Here is a 24,744-nt window from a genome sequence, read left to right on the forward strand (position 1 = left end):
GCGTGAACCCTGTGTTTCGCGTGACCGCGAGTGGCGGCCAAGCCCTCCGGTCAGGTGTCTGTGGCCTCCTGACCGTTCTGCCCGTCGTCGTTGTCGTCGTCCCCGTCATCCCGGACGGCCCGGTCCCGGTCCGCCCCCGGCCGCCATTCCATCTCCACCTGGAAGTTGCCCTCGACGGCGGACTTGGCGATCACCGCGCCGGTCTCGGCCTTGAGTTTCACCCCGACGGTCACCTTGACGGTCTCCGGTTTCAGGGTTCTCCCCAGTTCTTCCAGGGTCACGGAGATCGCCTTGCTCACCGAGGAGAGTTTCTCCGTCAGGGCCTCGGCCGCCTCACCGATCCGGTCACCGCCGCCGACCGGTATGGACCCCTCACCGTCGTCGACCTCGACGAGGACGGTGTCCTCTCCGTCGACCTTGAAACGAACCAAACGCGACACTTTACGGTTCCTTGCTATCGGGTATGTGTGTACGTGGAGTAGGTCCCAAGTATCAGCGCCGATCTCGTGGGGGGCCACCGGAACTCGGACTCAGCGACTGCCGTCATGTCCGAGAGACATGATCGACACGGAAGACCGCGCTTCCGTGGCCAAAGTGAAGAGGAGCGGCCAGTGTGGGGACCGAAAGAGTCGAAACCGCCCCTGAAATTCGAGGATCAGGCGGGGCTCTTCTCGGGAGAGTTCCGGTGAGGGGACTGGGGAGAAATCTAGGGCAGTGGAGAAAGTCAAGTTACAGCCCAACGGCCAGTCAGTGCATCGAAGCGATTCTAGATGCGACCAGCCGTGTCGGAATTCGTGATTCGATGTACCCCCAAGGTACCGAATTCATGCTCACCCCCCTGGCCTGGGTTGCCTTCATACACGAGGTCCGTGTGAGCGGATCTCGTCTCCCCCCGTCAGGAGAGACAGAACCTCGCATTGCTCACAGGGCACCGATGTAGATGTCGGAGTCACCCCTGGCGAGATCACGAATGGTGCGGGTGACCGGATGGTCCGTACCCATGATCTCCTGGTAGTCGGTCTCCAGCGCATCGATCTCGGCCGGGTCCACACTCCCCATCGCGTTCCTCCCCATCACGAGGTTGCGGCGGGCCAGCAGAGTGAGCGGGTGCTTCTCGCCGAGTGCTTCACGACAGGCCTCGACGGCGCTCTCGTCGCGTTCCAGCGCACCGGCCGTGTCCCCCAACCGGAACAGGTCGTTGCCGAGATTGATCGAGCAGGACAGTGTGCTGGGGTGGTCGGCGCCCAGACGGTCCATGAACAGTGCCATCGCCCGTTCGTCCAGTGCACGGGCCTCCTGTAGGCGGTCCAGCCGACGCAGCATGATCGCTTGGTTGACCCAGGCTGCGGCAACGTGCGTGTGCTCCCCGCCCCAGAGCTTCTCCAGCCCTGCCGCCGCGCTCTCCGCCAGTTCCAGTGCCTCCCCAAACCGCTGTACCCCATACAGGGCCAGGGAGTGGCGCAGGGCGGCGTGGATGGTGTCGTCGATGTCCTCGCCCCGCCGGTCCCGGAGCTGCCGCAGGACCTGCTCGGACAGTTCGTAGGCCTCCTGGCGCCACCCGGACCGCCGCAGCATGGTGGACAGCGTGCTCTGCAAGCTCAGAATGGCGACGTCGTCCGGGCCGAAGATGTCCAGGGCTCGGTCGACCAGGTCCCTCTGGAGGTTGGCGGCGTCCCGGTAGCGTCCGGACTCCATCAGAGCGTCGGTGTAGCCGTCCACGCTCATGATCGTCACGCTGTCGTCCGGCCCCAGCACCGCCTCTTTGCGTTCCCAGGTGTCGGCGTAGCGTTCCAGGGCCTCCGTTACCCGGCCGACGAGCATGAGGTCGAAGGCGAGGAAGTGAGCTGCGTTCAGGGTCTCCGGGTCCTCCTGGCCAAAGAGCCGGACCCTGCGTTCATAGTTCTCCGACGTGAAGTCGAGGGCCTCCTGGAAACGCCCGGCCTGGCGGAGGTTGCGGGCGTGCTGAAGGTCCGCCTCCATGTACTCCGCCGAATTCTCCCCAGAGACGGAGCCAATCGTGTGCATGGTGGACTCGCACAGCTCCCTTGCCCGTTCCAGCTCTCCCACTCCGCGGTGTGCCTGGGAGATCCGCAGCGCCATCCGGAGGGTGTCGCGGTTCTCCGCGCCGAACCGCTCGGCCCACGCCTCGTGAGCCGTGGTTCCGAGGGCACGAACTTCGTCGTACTCCCTCCGGCGGATAGCGACGTCACACAGTTTGACGACGAGTTCGCGCGACCACGGGTCCCGGCAGTCCCATGCCTGGGCCTCCCACACGTGCGGAAGCAGCACCGTGTACTGACGGAGCGCCTCCGGAGTGGTGCCCTGCGGATCGTTGCGGGAGAGCAACTGGTGCGCGCAGTGCCGGAACGTGCGCTGCTCCTCCTCGGGCAGCGAGGCCCGGACGGCGAGGCGCACCAGGCGGTGCAGGGAGAGGGTGTTGCGCTGGTGGTCGAGCTGGGCCAGGCTGTAGCGGCCCACGTCCCGGATCGCCATACCCGTCCGCACCGGGTCGGACAGGGCCCGGCGAAGTTCCTCGGGGCCCTCCATGTCCCTCGCGAACCGGAAGAGCGTCCGGGGAATGGGGGCAGTGGACATGAACGCGCACATCTGGAGCAGTTGCAGTGCCGCCGGGTTGTCCTCCGCGAGCTGGTCGAGGGAGACGTTCCAGGCGGCGGCGACCGGAATGGGATAGTCCGGGTCCACCGGCTGGAGCAGCCGGATCATCTCCGGGGTCTTCTCCGAGAGCCGGTCGAGGTAGTCGGAGACGTCCATGCCGACCTCGGTGAGCCACACCGCGGCCTGGTTCAGTGCCAACGGCAGGTCGCCGAGTTCGTCGGCCAACCGGTCCGCCTCGGGCTCGGTCAGGCTCTTGGGCCCCCTGAGCTTGAGGAGCTCGACGCTCTCCTGCCGAGTGAACACCTCCACTTGGAGGAAGGTGTCGCTGCCTCCGCGCTCCCAACTGCTATCACGCGAGGTGATGATCACGTGCCCGCCCCCCGCGCGGGGCAGGAACTGATTGAGTTCTTCCCGGTCCCCCGCATTATCGAATACCAGCAGCCAGCGACCGAACTGTCTGCCCTGGCGCAACGCCTCCAGGACACCACGGACGACATGGTCGCTACCAGCACCGACATAGCCCAGGCCGAGTTCTTCGGCGAGAACCGCGAAGGACCTTCTGAGCAGGTTGTCCTGGTGGGACGGGATCCAACAGATCAGATCGTATTCTTCCGCGTAGCGGTAGACGTACTCTTTCGCCAGTTCCGTCTTGCCGACACCAGACGTTCCGTTGAGTGCGGTGATGACCTGCTGGCTCCCGCTCAGAACCTTCTCCCGCAGAGTGGAGAGGATCCTCCGCCTGCCCACGAAGGAGGGGTTGCGCCGGGGAACCTGGATCCATACGGCACTCGGAGGACGGCCCTGTGTGTGGGCCCCTCCGTGAACACCGGACTTCTCCACCGTCGACCTGTCGTCGAACCGGGCCATCGAGACTCCACCCTCAGAAGTGTTGAAAACGTCAATGATCTCGGGGGTCGGCTGTGTTCCGGGCACAGTACGGGAAAATTCTATATCAGAAAGAGGAGCTCCGGGAGATACGTCCGTTCCCTCTTCCGCACCCAAAATCTGAAACAGGTCCGAATCTTCTCGGATGATCGACGCCGCTTCCAAAGCCGCCCTCATCGGCGCCATCCACATAGCGGATCCCGTGCCCCGACCGGGCTCGGGCTCCGCACCGTCGAGCATCATCCGAAGGGTCGGGAACCACGGGTCGGCATCGTCGAGCAGGTCCGCCGCCAGCCGCAGCAGCGACCTGATCCGGGAGACCCGACCGCCGAGGGACAGCAACTCTCTCCTGGTCCCCGGGAGGAAGTCCCATTTCGGCCCGCCCTCGACCGCGTCCGTGATCGGCCGGACCAGGCCGCCGAACACGACCTCCGTGAGTTCGGCGGTACCGGGCCGTCCCAGCACGTGCCGGGCCACGGCGCTCATCAGCCCCGCGTGCAGCGGCACCACGGCCAGCCCGACGGCGAGCCGGAACGCGGAAGGGGACGCCTCGCGGACGAAGCGGCGCACCAGCCTCTCCGGGGTCTCCTCGGATCCGTCAGCGGAACTTCCCTGGATCTGCTCCTCACCGATCCCGTCCGGTACCTTCCCGGGCACCGGAAGCACCCGTGACCTCAGCGTCCCGCCGCCCCGGCCCATGGCGAACATCGCCCACGCGTGGATGCGTTCGGTACTCAACGACAGAACCGGCACACAGGTGCCGAGGTCCGGATCCGGCCCGTCCTCGTCCCCCGGAAAGAACTCCGGGTGGGGTGCGTCCGCCCGGCGCACGGCGCTGTAACGGCTGTTCTCGCACACGGGGAACGGCGGCCGGAGAAGGGCGAGCTCGGCCGGAACCGTGTGGATCCCGGTCCGGCGCCACTGCTCCGGTGCCAGCAGGTGCATGATCGCGACCGCGCTCCGCTCCGCGAGGTCGGCCAGCCAGCCGCGGAATCCGTGGTCCCGCCATGCCTGTCCCACCCCGTCGGTGAGCAGAAGGGCCACCCGGCTCCCGTACACGGGCTGTTGTGAAGGCGCCCGCTGCGTGCCACGGGAAGCCCTGAACACGGGTGCGCCCACGAGCCCGGAATCGAAGTACAGCTCTTCCACGTCCCGGAAGATCCCCGCCTCGCGTGTCAGCCGCACGAGGGAATCGGCGACCTCCCGCTGGAAGAGCATCGACGCACCGGTGTCGACGAGGAAGGTGAGACTGACGGAACGGCGGCTCCGGGAGGGCGCTCCCGAATGGGCGTACTCCTCCGGCCGGAGGCGGCTGTCCAGAAGCACGTTCCCATGGTCGTGAACGGCCTCCTCCGTGCCCGTCTCGTCCTCCGGGCCCCAGCGCTCACGAAGGCAGAAGGGGCGGAGCGCGGTCGCCAGGCCGCTGGCAGACACGGAAGCGGCGGCCCATCGAGGAACGGCCCCCTCGGGAGGGTCCGCCGAACGGCCGCCGTCCCCCGCAGCGGGGTCACCGGGACTCATCCGGTCGGCCTTCCCCCGGGAACCGTCTGTCCGGAAACCGTGGAAGCGGTCACACCGACCCTCCCTGGGGTTCGTGCGGCCCCTCGTGGTCCGCGAGCGGCGTCGAGCCCGGCCACAGGGGATGGGGGAGCAGATCGTGGTAGATGAGGTTGATGTTCATGCTGTCCGGAATGGGAACTCGACCCGCGAGACCTTCCCTAGACCGTCCTGACCTGGAATGATAAAGGAGTTTCGGCAGGCCCTCGATCTCCTCCCGGTCCACTCGACCTTCATTGCCCACGAGGACGTCCCTCAATGTCTCCTTTGACGGGTTTTGTCGAGCCCTGCTCGCTATGACCGGAACACCGAGCAGTGCCGCGTCCCTGAACCGTTTGGGCAGAACTCCCTCTTCATAGTATCCCCCGGAGAGGAAGATAATCCCTTCGTAGGAGATGTGCTCCGGAAAACGGAGCCCGTCAGGAACCGGGTCCCGCTCGATGTCGAAGGTGTCGCCCTTGCCCTCCCTGTGGAGCCGCATCCAGCGTTTGTGAGTACTGGAACGGGCGATCTTGTGCTGATGCCTCTGGCCGAGGAAGAACTCCTCCACCTGGTAGACGATCGCCGTCTGGGTGCCCAGCCTGGGGGCCATCCCCAGGTCGGATTCGGAAGGGTGGCATTCCCAGTGCGGGGCGTCGAGTTCAGCGAGCATCTCGAAGGAGAGAACCAGGTCGATCCTGGTCCAGTCAAGGAGCTGCACCTCCGAACTCGTGCTGAAATTCAGGAAGATCTTGTACACCTCATGCCCGAAATCCCGACGCTTGATCTGCCCGGAACTCGACAGGAATCGGGTGGGCTCCCCGCCGTTCCTGGTAGCGAGAACCGTCCACGTGTCGATCCGGTATCCGTCGCCCTCACCGTGGTAGAGCCACACCACGAGCCTGGCGGGTGGGGCGGGCCCCGTGGAGGGAGGGGGCAGCGACGACACCGCGCCGAGGCCGGCGAGTTCACACCAGTACCGCAGCAGGCCTGCCGTCTCCGCCTGGCCGGCCTGCGCCAGGATCTCGGTGAAGATCGCCAGGGGCGGGCCCCACTCCGTTCTGGCCGCGTCCGCGAGGTCCCGGAAGGCCTCCCAGAGGTTGACGGGCCGCGGCCCGTCCTGGAGGAAGACCAGGCTGCCCCTCAAGGAGCGGACGTAGGCATCCGCCCACGGCTCGTACGGGCTCGCGGAGAGATCCCTGTACAAAGCGTCGAGGAGCTGTTCCGCCCGGAACCTGTCACGTGGCCGGACACCCGCAAGGAGGCCCTCCCTGTCCTCCTCCCACACCCACGGGGCGAACCGTTCCCCGGCACCGCGCACCAACGACGACCCGTCGTCCTCAACGTGGCGCAGGATCCGCAGGAGTTCGGAGACACGTGCGTCCTCGACCGCCGCCGAGGCGACACGTCTGGCACAGGCCTCGCCCGGCTCGTCGTCATCCCAACGCACCGGCCATTCGCGCAGGAAATTGCGCAGAGACCCGCGCCTGACGTCCTCGTGGAAGGCCGACATCCCGCGTATCGCGTCGAAGAGCATGCTCTCCAGCCGCTCCGGTGGCAGAGGGGCAGGGTCCGTGCCCGGACCGCCGTGCGCGGCCTCCTCTTGAGGCCACACCTTCGGGATCGTGTCCATCGGGACCATCCAGCCCAGACGACCGTCCTCGGTCGCCTCGCACATGATCCCGACGACGGTGTCCTCCCGCTCGCTGCGGACACCGCTCCCGCTGAAACCCGGCATGATCCCGCTCCCGGCGGGCGAGACGGCGTCGATCTGGACGTAGTCCGGGTATCTGCCGCCGCTGCCGATGACCCGCCCGGTCACCCAGCGGCCCGCCGGGGTATCGCTGAAGGGCAGGCCGACGACGCGGACGTGGCCCCTGAAGGGCGGCACTTCCGCGATCCGCACCGGCACCGCCGGGCAGGAGCGGTCCAGGCGCAGGACCGCGATGTCCCAGGGGTACCTGTCGCCGTGCCACCAGCCGTCCTCGACGACCGTGGCGATGGCCGCCCATGTGCCACCACCGCGCGGGTCGTCCACTCTGACCTGAGCGCCGGGCCCTGTCTCCCCGCCAGTGGCGTCCTCGACGACATGGGCGCAGGTGACCACGTGATCGGAGGTGACGAGCACCGCCGCCCCGTACTGGGCGTTTCCGTCCCGGTCGGTGATCCGCAGTTGCCAGTCACGGGGATCGGGCGGAACCGTTTCTGTGACCTGTTCGGGCACGGTACTCCGATTCGACGGAGGGGGTCGGCGCCCGAGGGGACGGAGCCGGAGTACGCGGACCCCACAGTCTGTATGGATTCGTGTTCATATTAGCTTTTCCCTCGAAAACACGGCAATAGCCGTCAGCCCGAACTGGAAGCACAGACATCCCATCACCACACTATTTGAAACATGAATGTGGATAGAGTAAAGAATTGCCCGTTTCGATGACAACAGATCGACAACAGAAGCCCCAGAGGTCAAATCCGACCACCGTTGTCTATTGTCACCACGCCTTACACGGGGACAGTGTCCCCATCGTTGACCCCGAAGCGCACCGAACGTGACTCTTTACGACTCGCGGTTACCGGGTATACGTGTACACGTAGTGAGTCCCACGTATCAACGCAGATGCCGTGCCGGACTGACAGAATTCGGCCAGATCGACACCGACCGCATGTCCGAGAGACATAGGCATAGCCGGACGCGTTTCCACGAACCGGTGAAGACGAGGAGCAGCCAGCGATGGGACCACGGGATTCGGTACCACCCCTGAGACACGAGGTGCAGAAGAGGATCTTTTCGGAGACCTTCCAGTGAAGGGACTGGGGGTCAACAGAGGCCGGTGGAGAAAATCGAGCTACAGTGGTTCACATACCAATGATTGCTTAGAGTCCATCTGGAAGGAAGACGGACTCATCCTGGCAAGAGATTCATCGAGCACCGCGGAGATCGAACTCGCGATACCCAGAAAAACCTGGATAGAATTCGTTCATTCCGTTTGTTCATATAAACGATGATGCCACCCTTCGAGCAGGGTGGCATCATTATGGCTACAGAGCGCTAATGTAAATGTCGGATTCCCCTCGGACAAGGCCACCGATACTGAGAGTGGCCGGGTGGTTTTCACCCATGATCTCTTCATAGTCCGACTTCAATTTCTGAATATCATCCGCTTCCACACCTTGGAGGGAATTCCGACCGATCAGAAGGTTACGGCGTGCCAGCAAGGTGATCGGGTGCTTCACGCCCAGAATATCACCACATGATTCGAAGGATTTTTCATCGCTCTCAACCGCCCCAGAGGTGTCACCGGACCAGAACAGGTCATTGCCGATACTGATAGCACAGGACAACGTCATGGGGTGGCGATCGCCCAACCGCTGTAGAAATAGCGCCATCGCCCACTCGTCCTGCTCTTTGGCCTCAGCGAACCGTTCCAGCCGCCGCAGTGTGATCGCCTGGTTCACCCGGGCGGCCGCCACATGCGCATGGTCTTCCCCCCAGATCTTTGAAAGCCATTTAACGGCGGTCTCAGACAGCTCCAGTGACTTCTCGATTTCCCCGGTCTCCAGGAGATCCAGAGAATGACGCAAAGAAGCGTAGATGACATCGATATCACCTTCACCGCGCTTGTCCCGGAACATACGCAGAACATGACCGGAAAGATCACAAGCTCCCTGAAGGTCACCAGAGCGGCGCAGCATAGTGGTCAAGGTACTCTGCAAACTCAACACCGATACGTCATCAGGGTCACTGAGACCCAAGAGATGATCTACCAGTTCCTTCTGTATATGCGCCGCTTCCCGATAATTCCCACTCTCCATCAGGACATCACTGTAACCGTCGGCGGTCGCACGGGTACTTGCGTCGTCCGGCCCCAGAACTTCTTGCTTGAGATTCCAGGTATCACGGTAAAGTTTCAGTGATTCTTTCGTGCGGCCGACGAGCTTGAGGTCAAAGGCGAGGAAGTGAGCTGCTTTCAGGGCATCGGGATGGTTCCTGGAGAAGTAATCGACCCGCCGGTCGTAGTTCTTCTGGGAAAAGTCAAGTGCCTCCGCGAACCTACCGGACATCCGCAGGTTACGGGCATGCTGAATGTCGGCGTCCATGTACTCAGCCGAATTCTTCCCACTCACCTCGCCGATCGTGCGCATCGTGGTTTCACACAACTCCCGCGCCCGGGTCAATTCGCCCTTTCCACGGAGAGCCTCGGAGAGGCGAATCTGTATGCGGAGTGTGTCACGGTCCGTGGGTCCGAGGCGGTCCGACCACAGATCTCTCGCTCGGCCACCGAGTTCCAAGACCTCTGCGTACTCTCTTTTCAGAAGAGTAGCCTGGCACAATCTGATGACAAGGTCACGCGACCACGGGCTCTCACAGTCCCATACCTCACAGGCCCACGCGTGTGGGAGCAGTTCTGCGTATTCTCGCAGTGCCTCGGAAGTCGTATCCTGCGGATCGTTGCTGGCGAGCACTTGATGGGCACAGTGCCGACGGTTCTCCCGTTCCTCCGGAGTCATCAGCTTCTGAATCGAATCCCGCGCCAACTGGTGCAGAGTGATGGTGCCCTTCCGGTGGTCGGTTTGAATCAGACTGTAGCGGTCGATGTCCATGATCGCTGCCGCCAACCGATGCGGATCGCTTAGGGCGGCACGCAACTCATCAGGAGCGTCGATCGATCGGGCTTTCCTGAAGAGCTTTCGAGAGATCGGCGTGGGAGACATGTACGCGCACACCTGGAGCAGTTGCAGCGCCGCTGGGCTCTCCTGGGACAGCCGCTTTAGAGAGAAGTTCCAAGCGGCCACAAGCGGGACGGGGTAGTTCGGATCATCCGGTTCCAACAACCCGATCACCTCTAGGCGCTCCGTCTCCAACAGGGTGAGATACTCGGACACCCCCATACCGGATCTGCGCAACCACACCGCGACCTGATTCAACCCCAGGGGCAAGTCGTCGAACTCCTCCGCAAGGCGATCCGCCTCGTCATCGCTCAGGCCCTCCGGACCTCTGATCTTGAGAAGCTCAATGCTCTTCTCACGGGGGAGTTTATCCACCTCAAGGAAAGTGTCATCACCCCCGTACCTCCAACTGGAGTCGCGAGAGGTGATGATCACGTGTCCCTCCCCCGCGACAGGAAGAAACCGCTCAATTTTCTCCTGCCCTTCTGCATTGTCGAATACTAGCAACCACTTTGGAAATTTTCGCCCCTGACGTAATGCCTCCAAGACACCACGAACGACATGGTCATTAGCGGCATCGACGTATCCGAGGTTGAGCTTTTCCGCGATTTCCGCAAACGACTCCCTGATCAGATTTTCCTGATGAGACGGTATCCAGCAGACCAGATCGTATTCTTTAGAGTGGAGATAGATGTATTGCTTGGCGATCTCCGTCTTTCCGACACCTGCAGTCCCCCTGAGGGCAGTGATGGCCTGCCGGTGCCCTATCCGAAGTTTCGATGCGAGATCGGCAAGAATCTGTTCCCTTCCCACAAAGGAGGGGCCACGCCTGGGCACCCGAACCCAGACAGCTTCGGGGTGAGGACCCCAAGAAGCCCTTCCCTCTTGACCCGCAACGTCTTGCTTGCTTGCCTTTTCATCGAAACGAGCCATCGATACTCCACCTTCAGGATTATCGGACGCCATGTGAGGGCCGAGCATATCCGCACCCCCACCAGTAGAACCCGAGGGGTTCGACTGTATCGCAGAATCACTGACCGGCCCCAACAAGGACTCATTCCCCGCTGACCCTTTATGGGAATATTGAGAAATAAGATCACCCATGAGCCGAGTGTCGGAGTACTGGGACGTCAGCGCCGTGGCTTTCAACGCTTCCCACGTGTGATCCACCCACACATTCGACCCGAAGTCCCAGTCCTGCCGCAGTTCCCGACCGTCGAGCATGGCCCTCAGAGTCGCGAACCACGGGTCGGTTCTGTCGAGGGCCTTCTCCGCGCCATCGACGACCAGCCTCAGAACGGACCGGATGCGTGAGACACGCCCGCCGCGGGCCAACAGCTCCTGCCTGACCCCTGGGAGGAAGTCCCAGGCCGGCCCCTCGCCACGGGGACGGCCGTCCTCTTCCGTGATCGGCCGGACTAGCCCACTGAACAGGATCTCGGTGAGCTCTGCCCTGCTCAACCGGCCCAACACGTGATCCGCCACAGGGTCCATGAACCGTACGTGCAGCGGTACCGCCGCCAAGGCGACAGCGATCCGGAATGCACTCGGAGAGGCTTGGGAGGCGAAGTTCCGTACCAGTCTCTTCGCCTCTCGCTGAGGTGGCTCCGGCCCCGCGTCGCGGGGCCACTCGTCAGCAGGAGCGTCTGGGGAGCGCCCCGGCACCGGGAGGACTTGTGCACGGAAGACGGCATCTTTATCGCGTCCCGTGGCGAACATCGCCCACGCGTAGATCCGCTCCGTGTTCAACGAGAGGACGGGAACACAGGTGCGAAGGTCCGGCCCGGACGCCTCCCCGGCTCCGGAGAGCCCCCACTGGGACGCGTCCGGACTCAGGGCAGCCCGGTACAGACCATTCGCGAGTGCGGGCAAGGACGAACGTGGTGCGGTGAGCTCAGCCGGGACCGTGTTGATACCGCTGATGGGCCACTGACGCGGGTTCAGCAGATGCACGATCGCGATCGTGTTCCGCTTCGCGGTATCGGCCAGCCATCGACGGAATCCACCGTCCCGCCAGGCCCGTCCCACACCGTTGGTCAACACGAGGATGACGTCGGTACCAGCGTGGCCCTGTCCTCGGGAACCCATGGGAACGCTCAGGTCGGGGGCACCGGTCATCTCGGAGTCGAAGTGGACTTCACGTACGTCCCGGAAGATGCCTGATCGGCGCGCCGCCTCCACGGCCGCACCCGCGAGAGGATGCTGGAAGAGCATCGACACACCGTTGTCGACGAGACAGGTGAGCGTGATCGCCAGTCGGCGGCGCGCACTCATGACAGGCATCACCGGTACCGGCACTCCGCCGCGCTCCCCTGCCGGACGGAGAGCGTTCTCCAGCAGAGCGGTGGCGTAGTCGTGTGCGGTCCGTTCCCGATCCAAGACTGTTTTCGCCCCATCGGGGATGTGTATGTGGAAGGGCCGGAGCGACGCGGCCCACCCCTGCACCTGGCTGAGCTCCGAGGGCGCGGCCACCAGTTCCCGGGCCTGGGTCCGCAGTGTGAGAGCCCACCTCTCAGGCATTTTGCCAGGGATGTACCCCGTTTCGGGAACGGTGTGGACCGGGGCCGCCGGCCCGGCGGCGGCTTCCCGTCCCCGGCCCGGTGGCACTGCTTCGAAGGGCGGATCTTTGTATCCGCCGGCCGCCGGAGGAGGCGGGGGAGGCACCTCCCGCCTCTCGGTAAAGGTACGAGGATCACCGGAAAACGTGTCCTCTGCCTTCCCGGAATCCTCAGGGGAGCGGGTCTCAGGAGAAGAGCTGTGCGTCCCCTTCTGCTCTTCCTGCTGCTCCTGTTCCGGCTCTTCCTCCCTGTTTCCTCCGCCTGGTGGTGCCCCTGTGTCCGGTTCAGGGGTATGTGGAGATCGTTCTTCCCCAGCGGGATCCGGCGGGACCACGGGTTCGGCCATGGGCTCGTCGCGAGGTTCCGCGGGGGCCTCGTAGCGGGTACGTAGCGCGGCCAGGTGGACGGCGTCCATCAGGTCCGCCTTGGTCAGGCCCGACCCTGGGGACGGCGAACGCTCCCCGCCGACGCTCTCTCCGAGTCCGTCCCGGCTCATCCGGTCGGCCCCGTGAGCTTGTGCCACAGAAGGTCGGCGATGTGGACGATCTGTTCGTCGCTCAGCCGGTCGGCGTCCGGCGAAGCGGTCGCGATGAGCTGCACGGCGTTCAACAACTGGTCGATCGACCGTCCTCCCTCACGGGAACGTTCGAGGAACGCCGTGACCAGTTGAGGTGTGGACTCCGGTGGACTGCCCCGGAAATGCCGGGCCACCATGTCCACGAGTTCTTCTTCTGACGGCATCTCCACCCTGATGGGGATGCAGCGCCGCATGAAGGCCGGTGAGAACTGGCGTTCGGAATTGCAGGTGATGACCACGATGGGGAAGGCCGAACACGCCACTTCACCCCGGATGATCGGCGCGGTCACACCGGGGTCGTCGGTGCCCACATAAATCGGTTCATCTCCGACCAGAGGAGAGAGGCGCTCCAGTTCGGGGATGGCGTACGTACCGCTCTCGAAGAGGTTGAGCAGGTCACCCGCCAGGTCGAAGTCGCCGAGGTCGAAGTCGTCGATGAGCAGGACTCGTGGAAGCCGGTAGGGGAGGAAGGCGGTTCCCAGCGGGCCCAGGGTGAGGTAGCGGCCGATACTGCGGGCCCTGTCCTCAGGCCCTCCGCTTCCCACGGTGTCCACGGTGTCGGTCCCATGGAGGCCCCGCAGGGTGTTCTCCACATTGAGTTCGTGGATCTGGCTCACGGGATCGTATTCGTACTGGGCCGAACGCACTGACGAGGTGCTATTGATGCTCCACTTCAGGAGCCGTCCCAGACCGAGTTCCCGGGCCAACTGGTAGGCCAAGGTGGTTTTACCGATACCGGGAGGCCCAGAGAGGATGATGGGCCGCCTCAGGTGCAGGGCCGCGTTCACCTTGTCCAGGAACTCCGGGCGCTGTCGGCCCATGGACCCCACGTCCACAGATGCAGTCACGTGCCCCAGCAGCCGGTCATCGTGGTAGCCAGGGGGTTCGGGCATGTGCGGGCCACCGTTGTAGATCCGCCATGAGGGGACTGTGGTCAGGCGCTCCGCGAGATCGGAGTGGGGACCGGGTACCCCGGTACCGTGGAAGACCCACCAGTCACGCGGATCATCGCCGGAAGGCGTCTTCCCTGCAACCGTTGACATGGTCACGCTTCGCCCCCTTCTGGCTGTCCAGACCCAGCGCCAGGAGCGAGTGGACGCCACGGGCGCTCCAGGGGATGGTGTTCCTGGTCGTGATAAATGAGACCCATGTCCATTCCGTCCGAAATTCCCCTATTTCCTGGATAAGGATGACCTGACCTGGAAAGATGGAGTAGTTTCGGCAAAGATCGAACGGATGCCAGTTCCACGTCCCTTGCGTCCCCTGCAAGAATACGTCTCAATCCATGCCCACGAGCGTGCTTCGCCAAACGCCAAGCGATGACGGGGACTCCCACGAGCGCGGTCTCACGAACACGTCGAGCCAACACCTGTCCACGCTCATGCACATGGGAGAAGAGGATCAGCCCGTCATGCGATGCGTACTCGGAGAGGTGAACGCCTGGCGGGATCGTTTCACATTGTTCATCGAACATGATCGAAGTACCCGATTCATTGATGTTTCTCCAGCGATTCAAAAAACTTTTGTAACCGGTCTCGTGATCGCTATCCTGACCCTTGAGAAACTCCTCAAGATGACCTATGATCTCGGTCTTGGCACCCAGGCGGACGGGGTCGTCCAGGACCGTCTTACGAGGCTTCCACCAAGGTGCTGCGAGATCCACGTGCAGACCAGCGGACATCGTGAGTTCGAGTCGTTTGTGCTCGCATGCCTCGACTTCCGGCATGCCCTCGAAGCGCTCGAAAAGGTCGTACACCTCGTGCCCTATGGCATCCCAGCGAACCCCCTTCTGTTCCTGTCCCTCATCGCCCGTCGGTATCTGGTCCACGTCCGGTTCTCCGTCACTGCTGCTGCCGAGAATCTTCCAGGCGTCGATGAGGTATCTGCTGTCTTCGCCACACCGAACCCACACTAAAAGCCTCGCCAGTGAACGTGGATTCCTTGCCGTCCCACTAATCTCACCAGGCACAGGAGTACCCGTCCCTGAACTTGTTTCCCCCGTTCCCAGGTTGTTGAGGTCGCACCAATCCTGCAGCATTCTCGCCACCCTTGGATGGGAATCCGCAAGCTCCCGTGCGAGGAGTAGCACGGGAGATTCCACCCCGACACTGACGGTGTCTGAAATGTCCTTAAAGACCTCCCATAGACTGACCGGGTTCGGGAGTATCTGAATCTCATATGGCGCTTGCTCCAGAACACGTCGGTAGACATTAGCGCCGGACGCGAAAGGAAGGGCGGACAGCATATCGCGCAAAACTATGATAATCTGCTCAGCCCTGGATCTGTTTCTTTCCCTGACACGATCGAGCAGAAAATTATTCTCTTCCTTCTTTATATGGCATTCGAATCTTTGCGCCAGGCGACATGCCGAAGACGAGCTGAATTCCCGATAGACGATGATTCGCACGAGCTCGCCGACACGACGCTCGTTGAACGCTTTGTTGGTCACATCCTCAGCAAAGGACGAAATGGGTTCGGATCGGAAGTCGGCCACAGGCCACCCCGCAGAATACAAGAAGGCACGCAGTCCTCTCACATAACCGGAGTCACTGAAGCTCAATGTCCTGAGGAGTTCTCTCCGGAACTCCTCCCGGTGGCTCACGGACACCGTTTCAGCAGGGGCTTGGCGGCCCGCCAAACTTTTTGCATCTTGACGCTGCCCTGCTCACGTGCATCGAGTTGTTTCAGTACCTTGCAGAGAACGTCGTACTCACCATGGGCAAGGGTGACCAGTTGTCGCGTGAAAGAGGGCAGGTCTTGGTCAGCCCGCAACCAGTTGCGAACCCTTTTGTCGAGGTGTTCGAAGAAGTCCTGACGGCTGTCGGGGGTCAACAGGGTCCGCAGGTCGGTCATCGCCTGCGCGGTCTCCTCGATGGCCCGGGGGCTGTCCGGGACCTCGGTGATCGGCTCCGCCTGCGCGGGCCGCACCTGCGGGACCACATCCATCGGGATCGCCTGTATCGGTACCATCCAGCCAAGGCGCCCGTCCTTAGTCGCCTCACACATGATCCCGACGACCGTGTCGTCTTCTACTCCGCGGACACCGCTTCCGCTGAAGCCCGGCAGGATCCTGGTTCCCGCAGGCGAGTCGGCGTCGATCTGTACGTACTCCGGGTATTTTCCGCCGCTGCCGGCGACCACCCCTGTCACCCAGCGGCCCGCGGTGGTATCGCTGAAGGGGAGACCCACGACGCGCACTCGCTCGCCGAAGGCGGGCGGAGCGGCGCTACGGGCCGGAACCGCTTCGGAAGGACGACTCAGCCGCAGAAGTGCGATGTCCCAGGGGGCCTTGTCCCGGTACCACCAGCCGCCCTTGATGACGGTGCCGGTGGCCCTCCACGCCCGGTCTCCGCGTGGGGCGTCCACCCCGACCTGCGTACCGGGTCCTGTCGCCCCACCGGTGGCGTCCTCGACGACATGGGCGCAGGTGACCGCGTAGCCTGGGGCGACCAGTACAGCGGCCCCGTACGAAGCTTTGCCGTCCTGGTCGGTGATCCTCAGTTGCCAGTCAGGGGAGCCGGTGGGAATGGTGTCTGTGACCTGTTCGGGCACGGTACTCCGATTCGACGGAGGGGGTCGGTGCCCGGGGGGACGGACCCAGAGTACGTGGACCCCACAGTCTGCATGGATTCGTTTTCATAGTAGCTTTTCCTCAGAAAATACGGCAATACCGAGCAAGCCCCATTCGAGCGCAAGGCATCCCATCACCACGGCACCGGAGATATGAATGTGAATAAAGTAAAGACCTGACCGTTTTGCACGAAAAAGTGAAAAAGAAGGCCCAGAGACCGAAAACAGCCCCCTACTCCTCCTCGGAGCGGCGGCCCCACGGCATGAGGCGGTCGAGGGCGATCCTGCCGCCCGAGAAGCCCAGTGCCAGCACCGACGTCCCCAGGACCAGCACCAGCTCCCACTCCTCGAAGGGCTGGCCGAGGTGGGCGAAGACGTAGGCGGCGGCCATCTGGAGGAAGAGCAGGGCCCCGACCACGGGCAGCGCGAAACCGACCATCAGCATGAGTCCGCCGACGACCTCCACCACTCCCCCGTAGACCGCGGCGATCTGTGGGAACGGGATCCCCAGCATCCCGAAGAACTCGGACGTGCCCGACGGGTTCAGCAGCTTGGGCAGGCCGTGGTAGACGAACACGGTCCCGACCGCCAGCCTCGCGAGGAGGCTCGCGATGTCACCGAGCGGTCCGATCGTCTGCTTGCCCATGGGTTCCCTCCCGCGAACGGCGTCCCGGGGCTCGGATCGCACCGCCCCCGGAAGACATGACGACTCATCGCAACTATTCGAACACGGAAAGCCACGAATCGGCTGTCATACCGAACCGGTGTCTTCGGGCGGGACGGCCTAACGCACCTGGTAGCGGGGCTCATCGCCCCCCGGATCGAGGGCGCCCAGCATCGCCTCGGAGATCTCCCGAAGCCGATCGACCTGTTCCCGGTCCAGCACGTCGAACAGGACGCGGCGCACTTCGCTCACATGGCCGGGCGCGGCCCGCTCCAACCGCTCCATGCCCGTGTCGGTGAGGGTGACGACGGTGGTGCGCCGGTCGCCCTCCCTCTTCCGTCTGCGCACGAGCCCGTCCGCCTCCATTCGGGCCACCGCGTGGGACAGGCGGCTCGGCGAGGAGCGCAGGAGCCCGGCCAGCCGGGTCATGGTCAGTGACCGCTCCGGGGCCTCCGACAGCATCGCGAGCGCCTGGTAGTAGGCGTGGGGCAGCCCTGAATCTCGTCTGAGCTGGCGGTCCAGGCCGGTTTCCAGGAGGTGGACGGCGGCCAGGAAGGAGCGCCAGGTCCTCTGCTCGTCATCGTCGAGCCACCGCACGTCGACCACCGCATCCGAAATACTTGAGAGTTCAACTTTGTTCTGGGCAATGTCCGCTACCCCGGGAGAAGCCCATGACCACACGCATGCCGACCCTGTACCTGAGCCATGGCGCGCCACCGCTGGCCGACGATGTCCGGTGGAAGCACCAACTCGCCGACTGGGCCGGCGGTCTGGCCCGCCCGACGGCCGTGCTCGTGGTGTCCGCGCACTGGGAGGACGCCCCGCTCACCGTCGGCGCCACGGCCGACGGTGTTGCGCTCACCTACGACTTCTGGGGCTTCCCGCAACGCTACTACGACGTGGTCTACCCGGCCCCGGGCGCTCCCGGGCTGGACCGACGGGTCCGCGACCTCGCCTCCGGCCCGGGTGTCCCCCTGCGCCAGGACCCTCTCCGGGGACTCGACCACGGGGCCTACGTCCCGCTCAAGGAGATGTACCCCGACGCCGACGTCCCGGTGCTGCAGATCTCCATGCCCACCCTCGATCCGGCCGAACTCCTGGAACTGGGCCGCCGTCTGGCCCCGCTGCGCGAGGAGGGCGTCCTCATCGTGGGCAGCGGCTTCACCACGCACAACCTGCGGGGGATGTCCCGCGCCCCGGACGGCGCGCCGCCGCACTGGTCAGCGGAGTTCGACGACTGGGTGGACCGGGCGGTCGCGGACCACGACGTCGACTCACTCGTGGACTTCGAGCGCAAGGCCCCGGCGGCGGCGATCGCCCATCCGCGCAGCGACCACTTCGCACCGCTGTTCGTCGCGATGGGGGCCGCACTGGACGGCCACGAGAGTTCGACCGCGACGGTCGACGGTTTCTGGTACGGGCTGGCCAAGCGGTCCTTCCAGTTCGAGTGAGCGCGAAAACCGGTACCGAACCGTCGGAGGTGCCTGCGACGATGTCGGACATGGTGGAGACGCGCAGACCGGTGGACGCACGTTCGGTGGCGGAACTCGTGGCGGCGGGCGGGCCCGTGAAGTTCCTGCACTTCTGGGGCCACCGGCCGCACCCGTCGGGTGAGGTGTCGGCGAGCTGCCTGTCGCAGTGGTGGCCGGCCGCCTTCACCGTCGACGGGACCGCCTACCCCACCGCCGAGCACTACATGATGGCGGGCAAAGCGCGGCTGTTCGGGGACCGGGAGGCCCTCTGCCGGATCATCGCCGCCGGCCACCCCAGGGACGCCAAGGTGATCGGCCGCCAGGTGCACGGCTTCGACCAGGCGGCCTGGGAGGCGGCGCGCTTCGGTATCGTCGTGCGGGGCAGCGTCGCCAAGTTCGGCCAGAACCCCGAGCTGGGAGGGTTCCTCCTCGGCACGCGCAACCGGGTCCTGGTCGAGGCCAGTCCTCGGGACCGGGTGTGGGGGATCGGGTTGTCGGCGGGACACGACGCCGCCGGGGATCCCGCGCGCTGGCGCGGCCTCAACCTGCTGGGGTTCGCCCTCATGGAGGCACGGGCGCTCCTGGCCGCAGACGGGACCAACGGATCAGCAGTGGAACAATCTCATTCTTAACCCCACTCGGCATGGAAAGTGACATTTCGCTTTCATCTGCCATGTCCGGCACCTCGGAGGGAGAATTCTCCCGGGGGAAACCTGTTGTTTGGCTCCGGGCGGTGTCCGGCCCCAGTAGAGTCCGAGAACGCGAGCAGTACCGTGCCCGGGACAGCCGTCCGCGCAGGCACACACGGCGCGACGCCTTCACCGTCGGAGAGCGCCGATCTTCTTTCTTTTCGCGGGACGATCACGAGAATCCGGGGAAACCCATGGCCTATTTCCGTGTCCAGCTCAGGAACGGCTCCTCCCACACCTTTCAGGCGGTGAACATGCGTGCCGACGCGCACAGCCTCTACCTGGAGGAACGTGCGGCGGGGACCTGGCGCCCGGTGTTCACCTCGCCTCTGACCGAGGTGGAGCGCGTCCAGCGCCGCTTCACCGAGAACGACGGCACCTGGACCTGGCTCAACGAACAGTTGCCGGCACCCATCGGCGGTGTGCGCGCCTGGTGAGACCGGCCCACGCGGCCGCGGGGAGAGCGGGAGGGGCGCCGGGAACCGTGGGGTTCCCGGCGCCCCTCATCCGTGCTCGGGCCGAGCGGGTGCTACAGGCCCTCGCCGTGGACGGAGCCGGGGGTGCCGGAGCCGTCGGTGTTCTGGGGCTCGCCGGTGGCGCTGTTGCCCAGCCACTCGTCCCAGGTCATCTGCCAGTAGCCCCAGCCGTTGTTCCACTGGAACTCGCGGGAGGTTCCGGTGGTGTCGAGGACGTCGCCCATGAGCGTGTTCTCGTAGAACCACTGCGCGTCCGAGAGCCCCACGTTGGTGCACCCGTGCGAGGTGTTGGCGGAGCCGATGGAGGGGTTGTAGGAGGCTTCGTGGACGAACTCGCCGCTGTTGGAGGTGCGGACCGCGTACTGCACGTCCACGGTGTAGCCGCCCGGCTCGTCAGCGGGGATGCCGACGGTGGTGGAGTCCATGGTCAGGTGCCGGTAGCGCTCCATGAGCACGTGGACGCCGGAGGAGGTGGTGTCGAAGTGGCGGGTGGCCTGGCCGTTGCTCACCGGGATGACGCGGTCCTGCTCGCCGTCGATGGTGATGACCATCTCGTGGTCGGGCACGTGCATCGTGGCGATGAGCTCGCGGCCGATCTCGAAGTCGATCTGGTGGTCGCTGACGCCGTACACGCCCTCGGAGGCCTCGACGCCCGCCAAGTGGAGGTCGACGGTGACGCTCTGGTAGGGCTCCCAGTACTCCTCGGGCCGGAAGACGGCCATCTTGTCCGACACCCAGTTCCAGGCACCGGAGATCTCCTGGTCGGCGATGACCTCCATCGAGTTCTCCACCTGCGCCTTGTTGGTGACGGGCAGGTCGAAGTTGATCACGATGGGCATGCCGACGCCGACGGTGTCACCGCTGGTGGGGAAGTTCGAGGCCAGTTCCAGCCGTCGGCCGGGGGTGGCGTCGAGGGTGGAGAACTCGTGGACGAACTCGGTCGTCTCACCGGCCTCGTTCTCGGCGGTGGCCGTGACCACGACATCCGCACCGGGGTCCAGGTTCCAGTCGCTGACCCACTCGGTCCCCTCCGCGTTGAGGGTCCCGGTCATGTCGAAGAGTCCGCGGTTGTGCTCCTGCTCCGTCGCGGAGGCCTGCTCCACCCGGACGTCGGTGATGGTGCCGCTCTCGGCGGTCACCCTGACCGGGGAGTTGGGGGCGATGTCGGTGCCACCGTCCGCGGGGGTGATGGTCAGTTCCGCGGGGTCGGCGTCGACCACCGGTTCTTCCGTGCTCTGTGTCTCCGCGCCGCCGGACGTACAGGCGGTGGCCGCGAGCGCGAACGCCGCCAGTCCGATGCCGAGCCGGCGCAGCGCCGCCTGGTGGGTCTTGCCCGTCACGTCTGGACCTCCATCTTGAACGCCGGGTGCGTCGTGTGCGCTCTTGCCTCTGCCCTGTTTGACGCGCATCCAGGGAAAAGGTTCTGAAGTTCCACGGATCGCTACCGAGCGGTTATCCGCGACGCTCTGGGGGCAGATACGCCGGAGCCGACGAGGATACACCTAGGGGGTGGCGTGGCTCTCCACCGACCCAAGGCCGCACTTGCCGCAAAAACGTAGAACACGGTCATCCTCTCCACCAGGGAATGCCCGAAACAACACGGTGGTTCCGGGTTCCTCACGGAACGTGAACCAAAAGGTCACGGACGGACAGTCACGATCGGCTCCGCGCCGCGTAGCGCGCCGGGGGTGCGCCCACCACGGCCGTGAAGTCGCGGATCAGGTGCGACTGGTCGCTGTACCCCAGGTCGGCGGCGAGGGCCGACCAGTCGGGAGCGGGCCCGGCCCGGGCCCGCTCGGCCACCTCGTAGAAGCGGTAGCGGCGGACCACGGCCTTGGGCGAGAGCCCCACGTGGTCGGCGAACCGGCGCTGGAGCGAGCGGACCGTCGTCCCCTCGCGCTCGGCCAGTGCCTCCACCCCGATGCCCGCAGGATCGGCCGCGATCCCCTCCACGAGGTCGGCCGTGTCCTCGGCGGGGTGCCGGTTCCCGGGCAGCCGCGCGGCCAGGAACCGGTCCACCGCGGCGATCAGGGCCCGCGGGTCGTCGTCGCGGGGCGCGTCCGCCCCGAGGACCTCCGGCCACGGCAGTGCGGCGTCCACGATCGTGCGCATCGGACGCCCGAGGAGGGGGCGGAACCCGGCCGGTCGGAACATCACCCCCAGCGCCCACCCTGTGCCCTCCAGGCTCTGTGTGCGGACACCGGTGGCGGGGCCGTGCGCCGTGGCGGTGCCGGCGGTGAGGACCACGTTGACCACCGGGTGCGGGAACACGCGCTGAGCGTGCGGTTCGCCGTCGGCCAGGTCCCACGAGGAGAGCCAGTAGCGGTCCACGAAGCGGGCGACGGGGTCGGAGGGCGCGTAACGGTCGAGCCGGAACCGGGTCAGCCCGGTCACCGGGTCGAGGATGCCGCGTGCGTCCTGGTCGACGGGGAGGGGGTGCACACCCCCATCGTAGGGCTTTCGAACACGCGTCCTGTCGCGTTTGTCCAAGACACCCGAGGAGGGCCGCACGAGAATCGGAGCCCGACACCGACCTGGGAGGGACACCGCCATGGGCGACAGCGCCGAACACTACGACCGGCTGGCCACCGGATTCGCTGACGTGATCGCCGCGGTATCCGACGACCGCTGGTCCAGCCCCTCGCCCTGCGAGGGGTGGACCGCCCTGGACGTCGTCGGGCACGTGGTGCAGACCCAGGGCATGTTCCTGGGCCTGGTCGGCCGCCCCTTCGACGGAATCCCCCCGGTGGCATCGGGACCCGGGGCCGCCTGGGACGCCGCCCGGGCGACGGTCCTGGCCGACCTGAACGACCCCGGGCGCGCCGGTACGGAGTTCGACGGCTTCTTCGGCCGAACGACCTTCGCCGCGGCGGTCGAGCGGTTCCTCTGCTTCGACCTGGTGGTCCACCGCTGGGACCTGTGCCGCGCCACGGGCCAGGACGAGCGCCTCGACCCCGGGGACGTCCGGTGGACGCGCACGACCGCCGACGGGTTCGGGGAGCACATGCGCGGCGGGAAGGGCTTCGGGCCCGCGCTGGACGCCCCGGAGGGCGCTGACGAGCAGACCCGCCTGCTCGCCTTCCTCGGCCGCCGCGCCTGGTAGGAGGCCGCCTCCTGTCCACAGCCTGTAGACAGGAGGCGGTGGGCGGGACACGGCCCGCCCCTTCCCGCGTCAGCCTGTCAGCAGGTCAGCTCCCAGGAGCACTCCAGCTCCCCGCCGCCCCTCGGCCCCGGCGCTCTCTCGGAGCGCAGCGCGACGACGGCCTCGTGGCCCAGGTACTCGGCGAGCCGGACGGCGATCGCGTCCTGCACCGCCCAGGGTGCCCGGCCGGTGTGGCCGTTGTTGACGATGGCGAACACGAGCCGCTCCCCGTCGGGGCCGGTGACGTAGCCCGACAGGACGCTGATCCCGGTCATCGTGCCGGTCTTGGCCCGGACCGCGCCGTCCGCGGCCGTGCCGCCCATCCGGCCGGCGAGGGTGCCGCCCACCCACGGGTCGGGGTCACCCGCCAGCGGGAGCGCCTCCGACCAGGTGCCGTACCAGGAGGCCTCGCGGCTGTGGTCGAGCAGCTCGGTGATCGAGACCGCAGTGATCCGGTCGGTGCGCGAGAGCCCCGAACCGTCGTGGAAGACCAGGCCGGAGGTGTCCACGCCGAGCCCGGACACCGCCCGCTCCACGGCCGCCCCGCCGGCCGGCCACGAGCCCTCGCCGGAGGTCTCCCGGCCGAGGGTCTTGACCAGCATCTCCGCGTGCCCGTTGTTGCTGAACTTCAGCAGCGCGGGCAGCAGTTCGCCCAGCTCCTCGGACTCGTGGTCGGCGAGCACGTCGGCCCCCCGGTGGTGCTCGGGCACCCGCCCCAGGGAGACGTCGCCGCGAACCGTGACGCCGTGCCGCTCCAGCGCCCGGCGGAACAGGTGCGCGGTGAACACGGCGGGCTCGTCGACGGTGCGCAGGCGCACCACCGGGGCGGCGCCCTCCGGCAGGGTGCCGGTGACCGTGATGGTGTTGGTACCGGTGGGGCGGTCGACGGCGACGGAGCCGCTGCCGTCCGCCGCCACGGTGACGGCGCTGTTGTCCAGTTCCATGTAGCCCTCGGCCGCGCCCAGGTCCACCCCGACCGGGTCGCCCTCGGCGGCGGGGGTGACCACCACCTCGGTCACGCCGGTGTCGAGGCGCTCGCCGTGGGCGACGGTCAGGGCGGAGATCTGCGCGGAGTAGGCGTAGGGCTCATCCGAGGGCCACCAGTCGTCGACCAGCCGCTCGCCGTCGAACCAGGTGTCGTCGGCGACCACGTCCCCGCGCACCCAGCGCACGCCCGAGGCGGCCACCTCGGCGGCCATGGCGTTCAGGTCTTCGGCGGTCAGGGCCGGGTCGCCGCCGCCGACCAGGTACACGTCGCCCACCGAGCGGCTCCGGCCCCGCCGGTCGGCCACGACCTCGGTGGTGAACGTGTGGCCGGTACCCAGCAGCTCCAGGGCCGCCGCCGTGGTGAAGAGCTTCATGTTGGAGGCCGGGACCAGGGGCTCGTCGCCGTCGCGCTCGTAGAGCCGCTCTCCGGTCCCGGGGTCGGCGACGACCACCCCGGAGACCGCGCCCTCCAGGGACGGGTCCGCCAGGAGGGCGTCGATGTCGGTGCTCAGGCCGGCCAGGGGCTGGCGCCCGTCGAGCGGGTCGGCGAACGCGGAGGGGGCCGGTGCCAGGACGGTCAGGGGCAGCACGGCCAGTGCGGCCGCGGCGAGGCGGGTCCGGAGGGCGGGGGCGCGCCCCGGTCCGGGACGCGGGCCGCGGGGGACTGCGGTGGTCATGGATCTCCCTCGTGAGATCGTCGGTCGGCGAAGGCGCCGGACGGGCTCCGGCGCCACGAACGTAACGGAAGGCGACGCTCTCCGTACGCGAACGCGCCCGGGTGTCCCCGGCCCCCACCGGGCGGGGCCGGGGCCCCGCACCCTTCCATCCCGCTGCCGCCCTTGGGGTTCACGGCGGACCGCACCCGCCCCCGGACACTCGTCGGGCCGGTGGCGCGGGGCGCGTCGCC

18 protein-coding genes are annotated in these 24,744 nt (G+C 66.0%); 6 read left to right on the plus strand and 12 right to left on the minus strand.

The genetic code is table 11. The features are described from left to right. Positions 1-50: 50 nt before the first annotated feature. Positions 51-431, minus strand: coding sequence for a CU044_2847 family protein (locus ACFHWE_RS03195; protein WP_416599037.1), 381 nt, complete (start codon positions 429-431; stop codon positions 51-53). Positions 432-685: 254 nt separating this feature from the next. Between ACFHWE_RS03195 and ACFHWE_RS03200 the strand changes: the two genes are divergently transcribed. Then, positions 686-940, plus strand: a complete 255-nt coding sequence (locus ACFHWE_RS03200) for a DUF397 domain-containing protein (protein WP_416599117.1) — start codon at positions 686-688, stop codon at positions 938-940. Here ACFHWE_RS03200 and fxsT (ACFHWE_RS03205) read toward each other — a convergent pair. Together fxsT (ACFHWE_RS03205) and ACFHWE_RS03210 are read right to left on the minus strand one after the other, a co-directional pair. Then, positions 922-5,022 carry an FxSxx-COOH system tetratricopeptide repeat protein gene (fxsT, locus tag ACFHWE_RS03205; protein ID WP_416599038.1) on the minus strand — a complete coding sequence of 1,367 codons (4,101 nt, stop codon included), beginning with the start codon at positions 5,020-5,022 and terminating at the stop codon, positions 922-924. The two genes, ACFHWE_RS03200 and fxsT (ACFHWE_RS03205), sit on opposite strands and share 19 nt — an antisense overlap. 49 nt (positions 5,023-5,071) lie before the next feature. Further along, positions 5,072-7,261, minus strand: coding sequence for a trypsin-like serine peptidase (locus tag ACFHWE_RS03210; protein WP_416599039.1), 2,190 nt, complete (start codon positions 7,259-7,261; stop codon positions 5,072-5,074). A gap of 575 nt (positions 7,262-7,836) precedes the next feature. Between ACFHWE_RS03210 and ACFHWE_RS03215 the strand changes: the two genes are divergently transcribed. Continuing rightward, a complete protein-coding gene (locus ACFHWE_RS03215; protein ID WP_416599040.1) occupies positions 7,837-8,040 on the plus strand; it encodes a DUF397 domain-containing protein in 204 nt (67 codons plus the stop codon). A gap of 33 nt (positions 8,041-8,073) precedes the next feature. On the opposite strand, the gene fxsT (ACFHWE_RS03220) is transcribed toward ACFHWE_RS03215, so the two are convergent. The 6 genes from fxsT (ACFHWE_RS03220) to ACFHWE_RS03245 all read right to left on the minus strand — a co-directional run bounded on the left by fxsT (ACFHWE_RS03220) (position 8,074) and on the right by ACFHWE_RS03245 (position 17,677). Continuing rightward, positions 8,074-12,675, minus strand: a complete 4,602-nt coding sequence (fxsT, locus tag ACFHWE_RS03220) for an FxSxx-COOH system tetratricopeptide repeat protein (RefSeq protein WP_416599042.1) — start codon at positions 12,673-12,675, stop codon at positions 8,074-8,076. A 77-nt stretch (positions 12,676-12,752) separates the two neighbouring features. After that, positions 12,753-13,730, minus strand: coding sequence for an AAA family ATPase (locus tag ACFHWE_RS03225; protein WP_416599044.1), 978 nt, complete (start codon positions 13,728-13,730; stop codon positions 12,753-12,755). A gap of 152 nt (positions 13,731-13,882) precedes the next feature. Continuing rightward, positions 13,883-15,439, minus strand: coding sequence for a hypothetical protein (locus ACFHWE_RS03230; RefSeq protein WP_416599046.1), 1,557 nt, complete (start codon positions 15,437-15,439; stop codon positions 13,883-13,885). Next, positions 15,436-16,389, minus strand: a complete 954-nt coding sequence (locus tag ACFHWE_RS03235) for a trypsin-like serine peptidase (RefSeq protein ID WP_416599048.1) — start codon at positions 16,387-16,389, stop codon at positions 15,436-15,438. Before ACFHWE_RS03235 ends, ACFHWE_RS03230 begins: the two co-directional genes overlap by 4 nt. A gap of 250 nt (positions 16,390-16,639) precedes the next feature. After that, positions 16,640-17,053, minus strand: a complete 414-nt coding sequence (locus tag ACFHWE_RS03240) for a DoxX family protein (RefSeq protein ID WP_416599049.1) — start codon at positions 17,051-17,053, stop codon at positions 16,640-16,642. A 138-nt stretch (positions 17,054-17,191) separates the two neighbouring features. After that, entirely contained in the window at positions 17,192-17,677 is a 486-nt protein-coding gene (locus ACFHWE_RS03245) for a MarR family winged helix-turn-helix transcriptional regulator (RefSeq protein ID WP_416599051.1), read from the minus strand. A gap of 65 nt (positions 17,678-17,742) precedes the next feature. Here ACFHWE_RS03245 and ACFHWE_RS03250 point away from each other — a divergent pair, with 65 nt between their 5' ends. The 3 genes from ACFHWE_RS03250 (at position 17,743) to ACFHWE_RS03260 (ending at position 19,669) form a co-directional block, all read left to right on the plus strand. After that, positions 17,743-18,522: a dioxygenase gene (locus tag ACFHWE_RS03250; RefSeq protein ID WP_416599053.1), complete on the plus strand. Its 780-nt coding sequence runs from the start codon at positions 17,743-17,745 to the stop codon at positions 18,520-18,522. 50 nt (positions 18,523-18,572) lie between these two features. Further along, a complete protein-coding gene (locus ACFHWE_RS03255; RefSeq protein WP_416599118.1) occupies positions 18,573-19,175 on the plus strand; it encodes an NADAR family protein in 603 nt (200 codons plus the stop codon). Between the two features lie 251 nt (positions 19,176-19,426). Then, entirely contained in the window at positions 19,427-19,669 is a 243-nt protein-coding gene (locus tag ACFHWE_RS03260) for a hypothetical protein (protein ID WP_416599055.1), read from the plus strand. A gap of 92 nt (positions 19,670-19,761) precedes the next feature. Here the strand turns inward: ACFHWE_RS03260 and ACFHWE_RS03265 are convergent, their stop codons facing one another. Both ACFHWE_RS03265 and ACFHWE_RS03270 read right to left on the minus strand, forming a co-directional pair. Further along, positions 19,762-21,048: an Ig-like domain-containing protein gene (locus ACFHWE_RS03265; protein ID WP_416599056.1), complete on the minus strand. Its 1,287-nt coding sequence runs from the start codon at positions 21,046-21,048 to the stop codon at positions 19,762-19,764. A 313-nt stretch (positions 21,049-21,361) separates the two neighbouring features. Beyond that, the gene (locus ACFHWE_RS03270) at positions 21,362-22,150 is read right to left on the minus strand and encodes an AraC family transcriptional regulator (RefSeq protein ID WP_416599058.1); all 789 of its coding nucleotides are present in this window, start codon (positions 22,148-22,150) and stop codon (positions 21,362-21,364) included. 109 nt (positions 22,151-22,259) lie between these two features. Between ACFHWE_RS03270 and ACFHWE_RS03275 the strand changes: the two genes are divergently transcribed. Further along, positions 22,260-22,811, plus strand: coding sequence for a TIGR03086 family metal-binding protein (locus tag ACFHWE_RS03275; protein ID WP_416599060.1), 552 nt, complete (start codon positions 22,260-22,262; stop codon positions 22,809-22,811). Between the two features lie 77 nt (positions 22,812-22,888). Here ACFHWE_RS03275 and dacB read toward each other — a convergent pair whose 3' ends face one another. Next, entirely contained in the window at positions 22,889-24,514 is a 1,626-nt protein-coding gene (gene dacB / locus ACFHWE_RS03280) for a D-alanyl-D-alanine carboxypeptidase/D-alanyl-D-alanine-endopeptidase (protein ID WP_416599061.1), read from the minus strand. Between the last annotated feature and the right edge of the window lie 230 nt (positions 24,515-24,744).

It is taken from the genome of Nocardiopsis sp. LOL_012, from assembly GCF_048060475.1.
Lineage (GTDB): Bacteria > Actinomycetota > Actinomycetes > Streptosporangiales > Streptosporangiaceae > Nocardiopsis.

What these genes read in the sequence shown, in the direction of transcription:
- ACFHWE_RS03260 (WP_416599055.1), top strand. Translation starts at nt 19,427, where the DNA reads ATGGCCTATTTCCGTGTCCAGCTCAGGAACGGCTCCTCCCACACCTTT.
- dacB (WP_416599061.1), bottom strand. Translation starts at nt 24,514, where the DNA reads ATGACCACCGCAGTCCCCCGCGGCCCGCGTCCCGGACCGGGGCGCGCC.
- ACFHWE_RS03225 (WP_416599044.1), bottom strand. Translation starts at nt 13,730, where the DNA reads ATGCCCGAACCCCCTGGCTACCACGATGACCGGCTGCTGGGGCACGTG.
- ACFHWE_RS03255 (WP_416599118.1), top strand. Translation starts at nt 18,573, where the DNA reads ATGGTGGAGACGCGCAGACCGGTGGACGCACGTTCGGTGGCGGAACTC.
- fxsT (WP_416599038.1), bottom strand. Translation starts at nt 5,022, where the DNA reads ATGAGTCCCGGTGACCCCGCTGCGGGGGACGGCGGCCGTTCGGCGGAC.
- ACFHWE_RS03240 (WP_416599049.1), bottom strand. Translation starts at nt 17,053, where the DNA reads ATGGGCAAGCAGACGATCGGACCGCTCGGTGACATCGCGAGCCTCCTC.
- ACFHWE_RS03250 (WP_416599053.1), top strand. Translation starts at nt 17,743, where the DNA reads ATGACCACACGCATGCCGACCCTGTACCTGAGCCATGGCGCGCCACCG.
- fxsT (WP_416599042.1), bottom strand. Translation starts at nt 12,675, where the DNA reads ATGGACGCCGTCCACCTGGCCGCGCTACGTACCCGCTACGAGGCCCCC.
- ACFHWE_RS03275 (WP_416599060.1), top strand. Translation starts at nt 22,260, where the DNA reads ATGGGCGACAGCGCCGAACACTACGACCGGCTGGCCACCGGATTCGCT.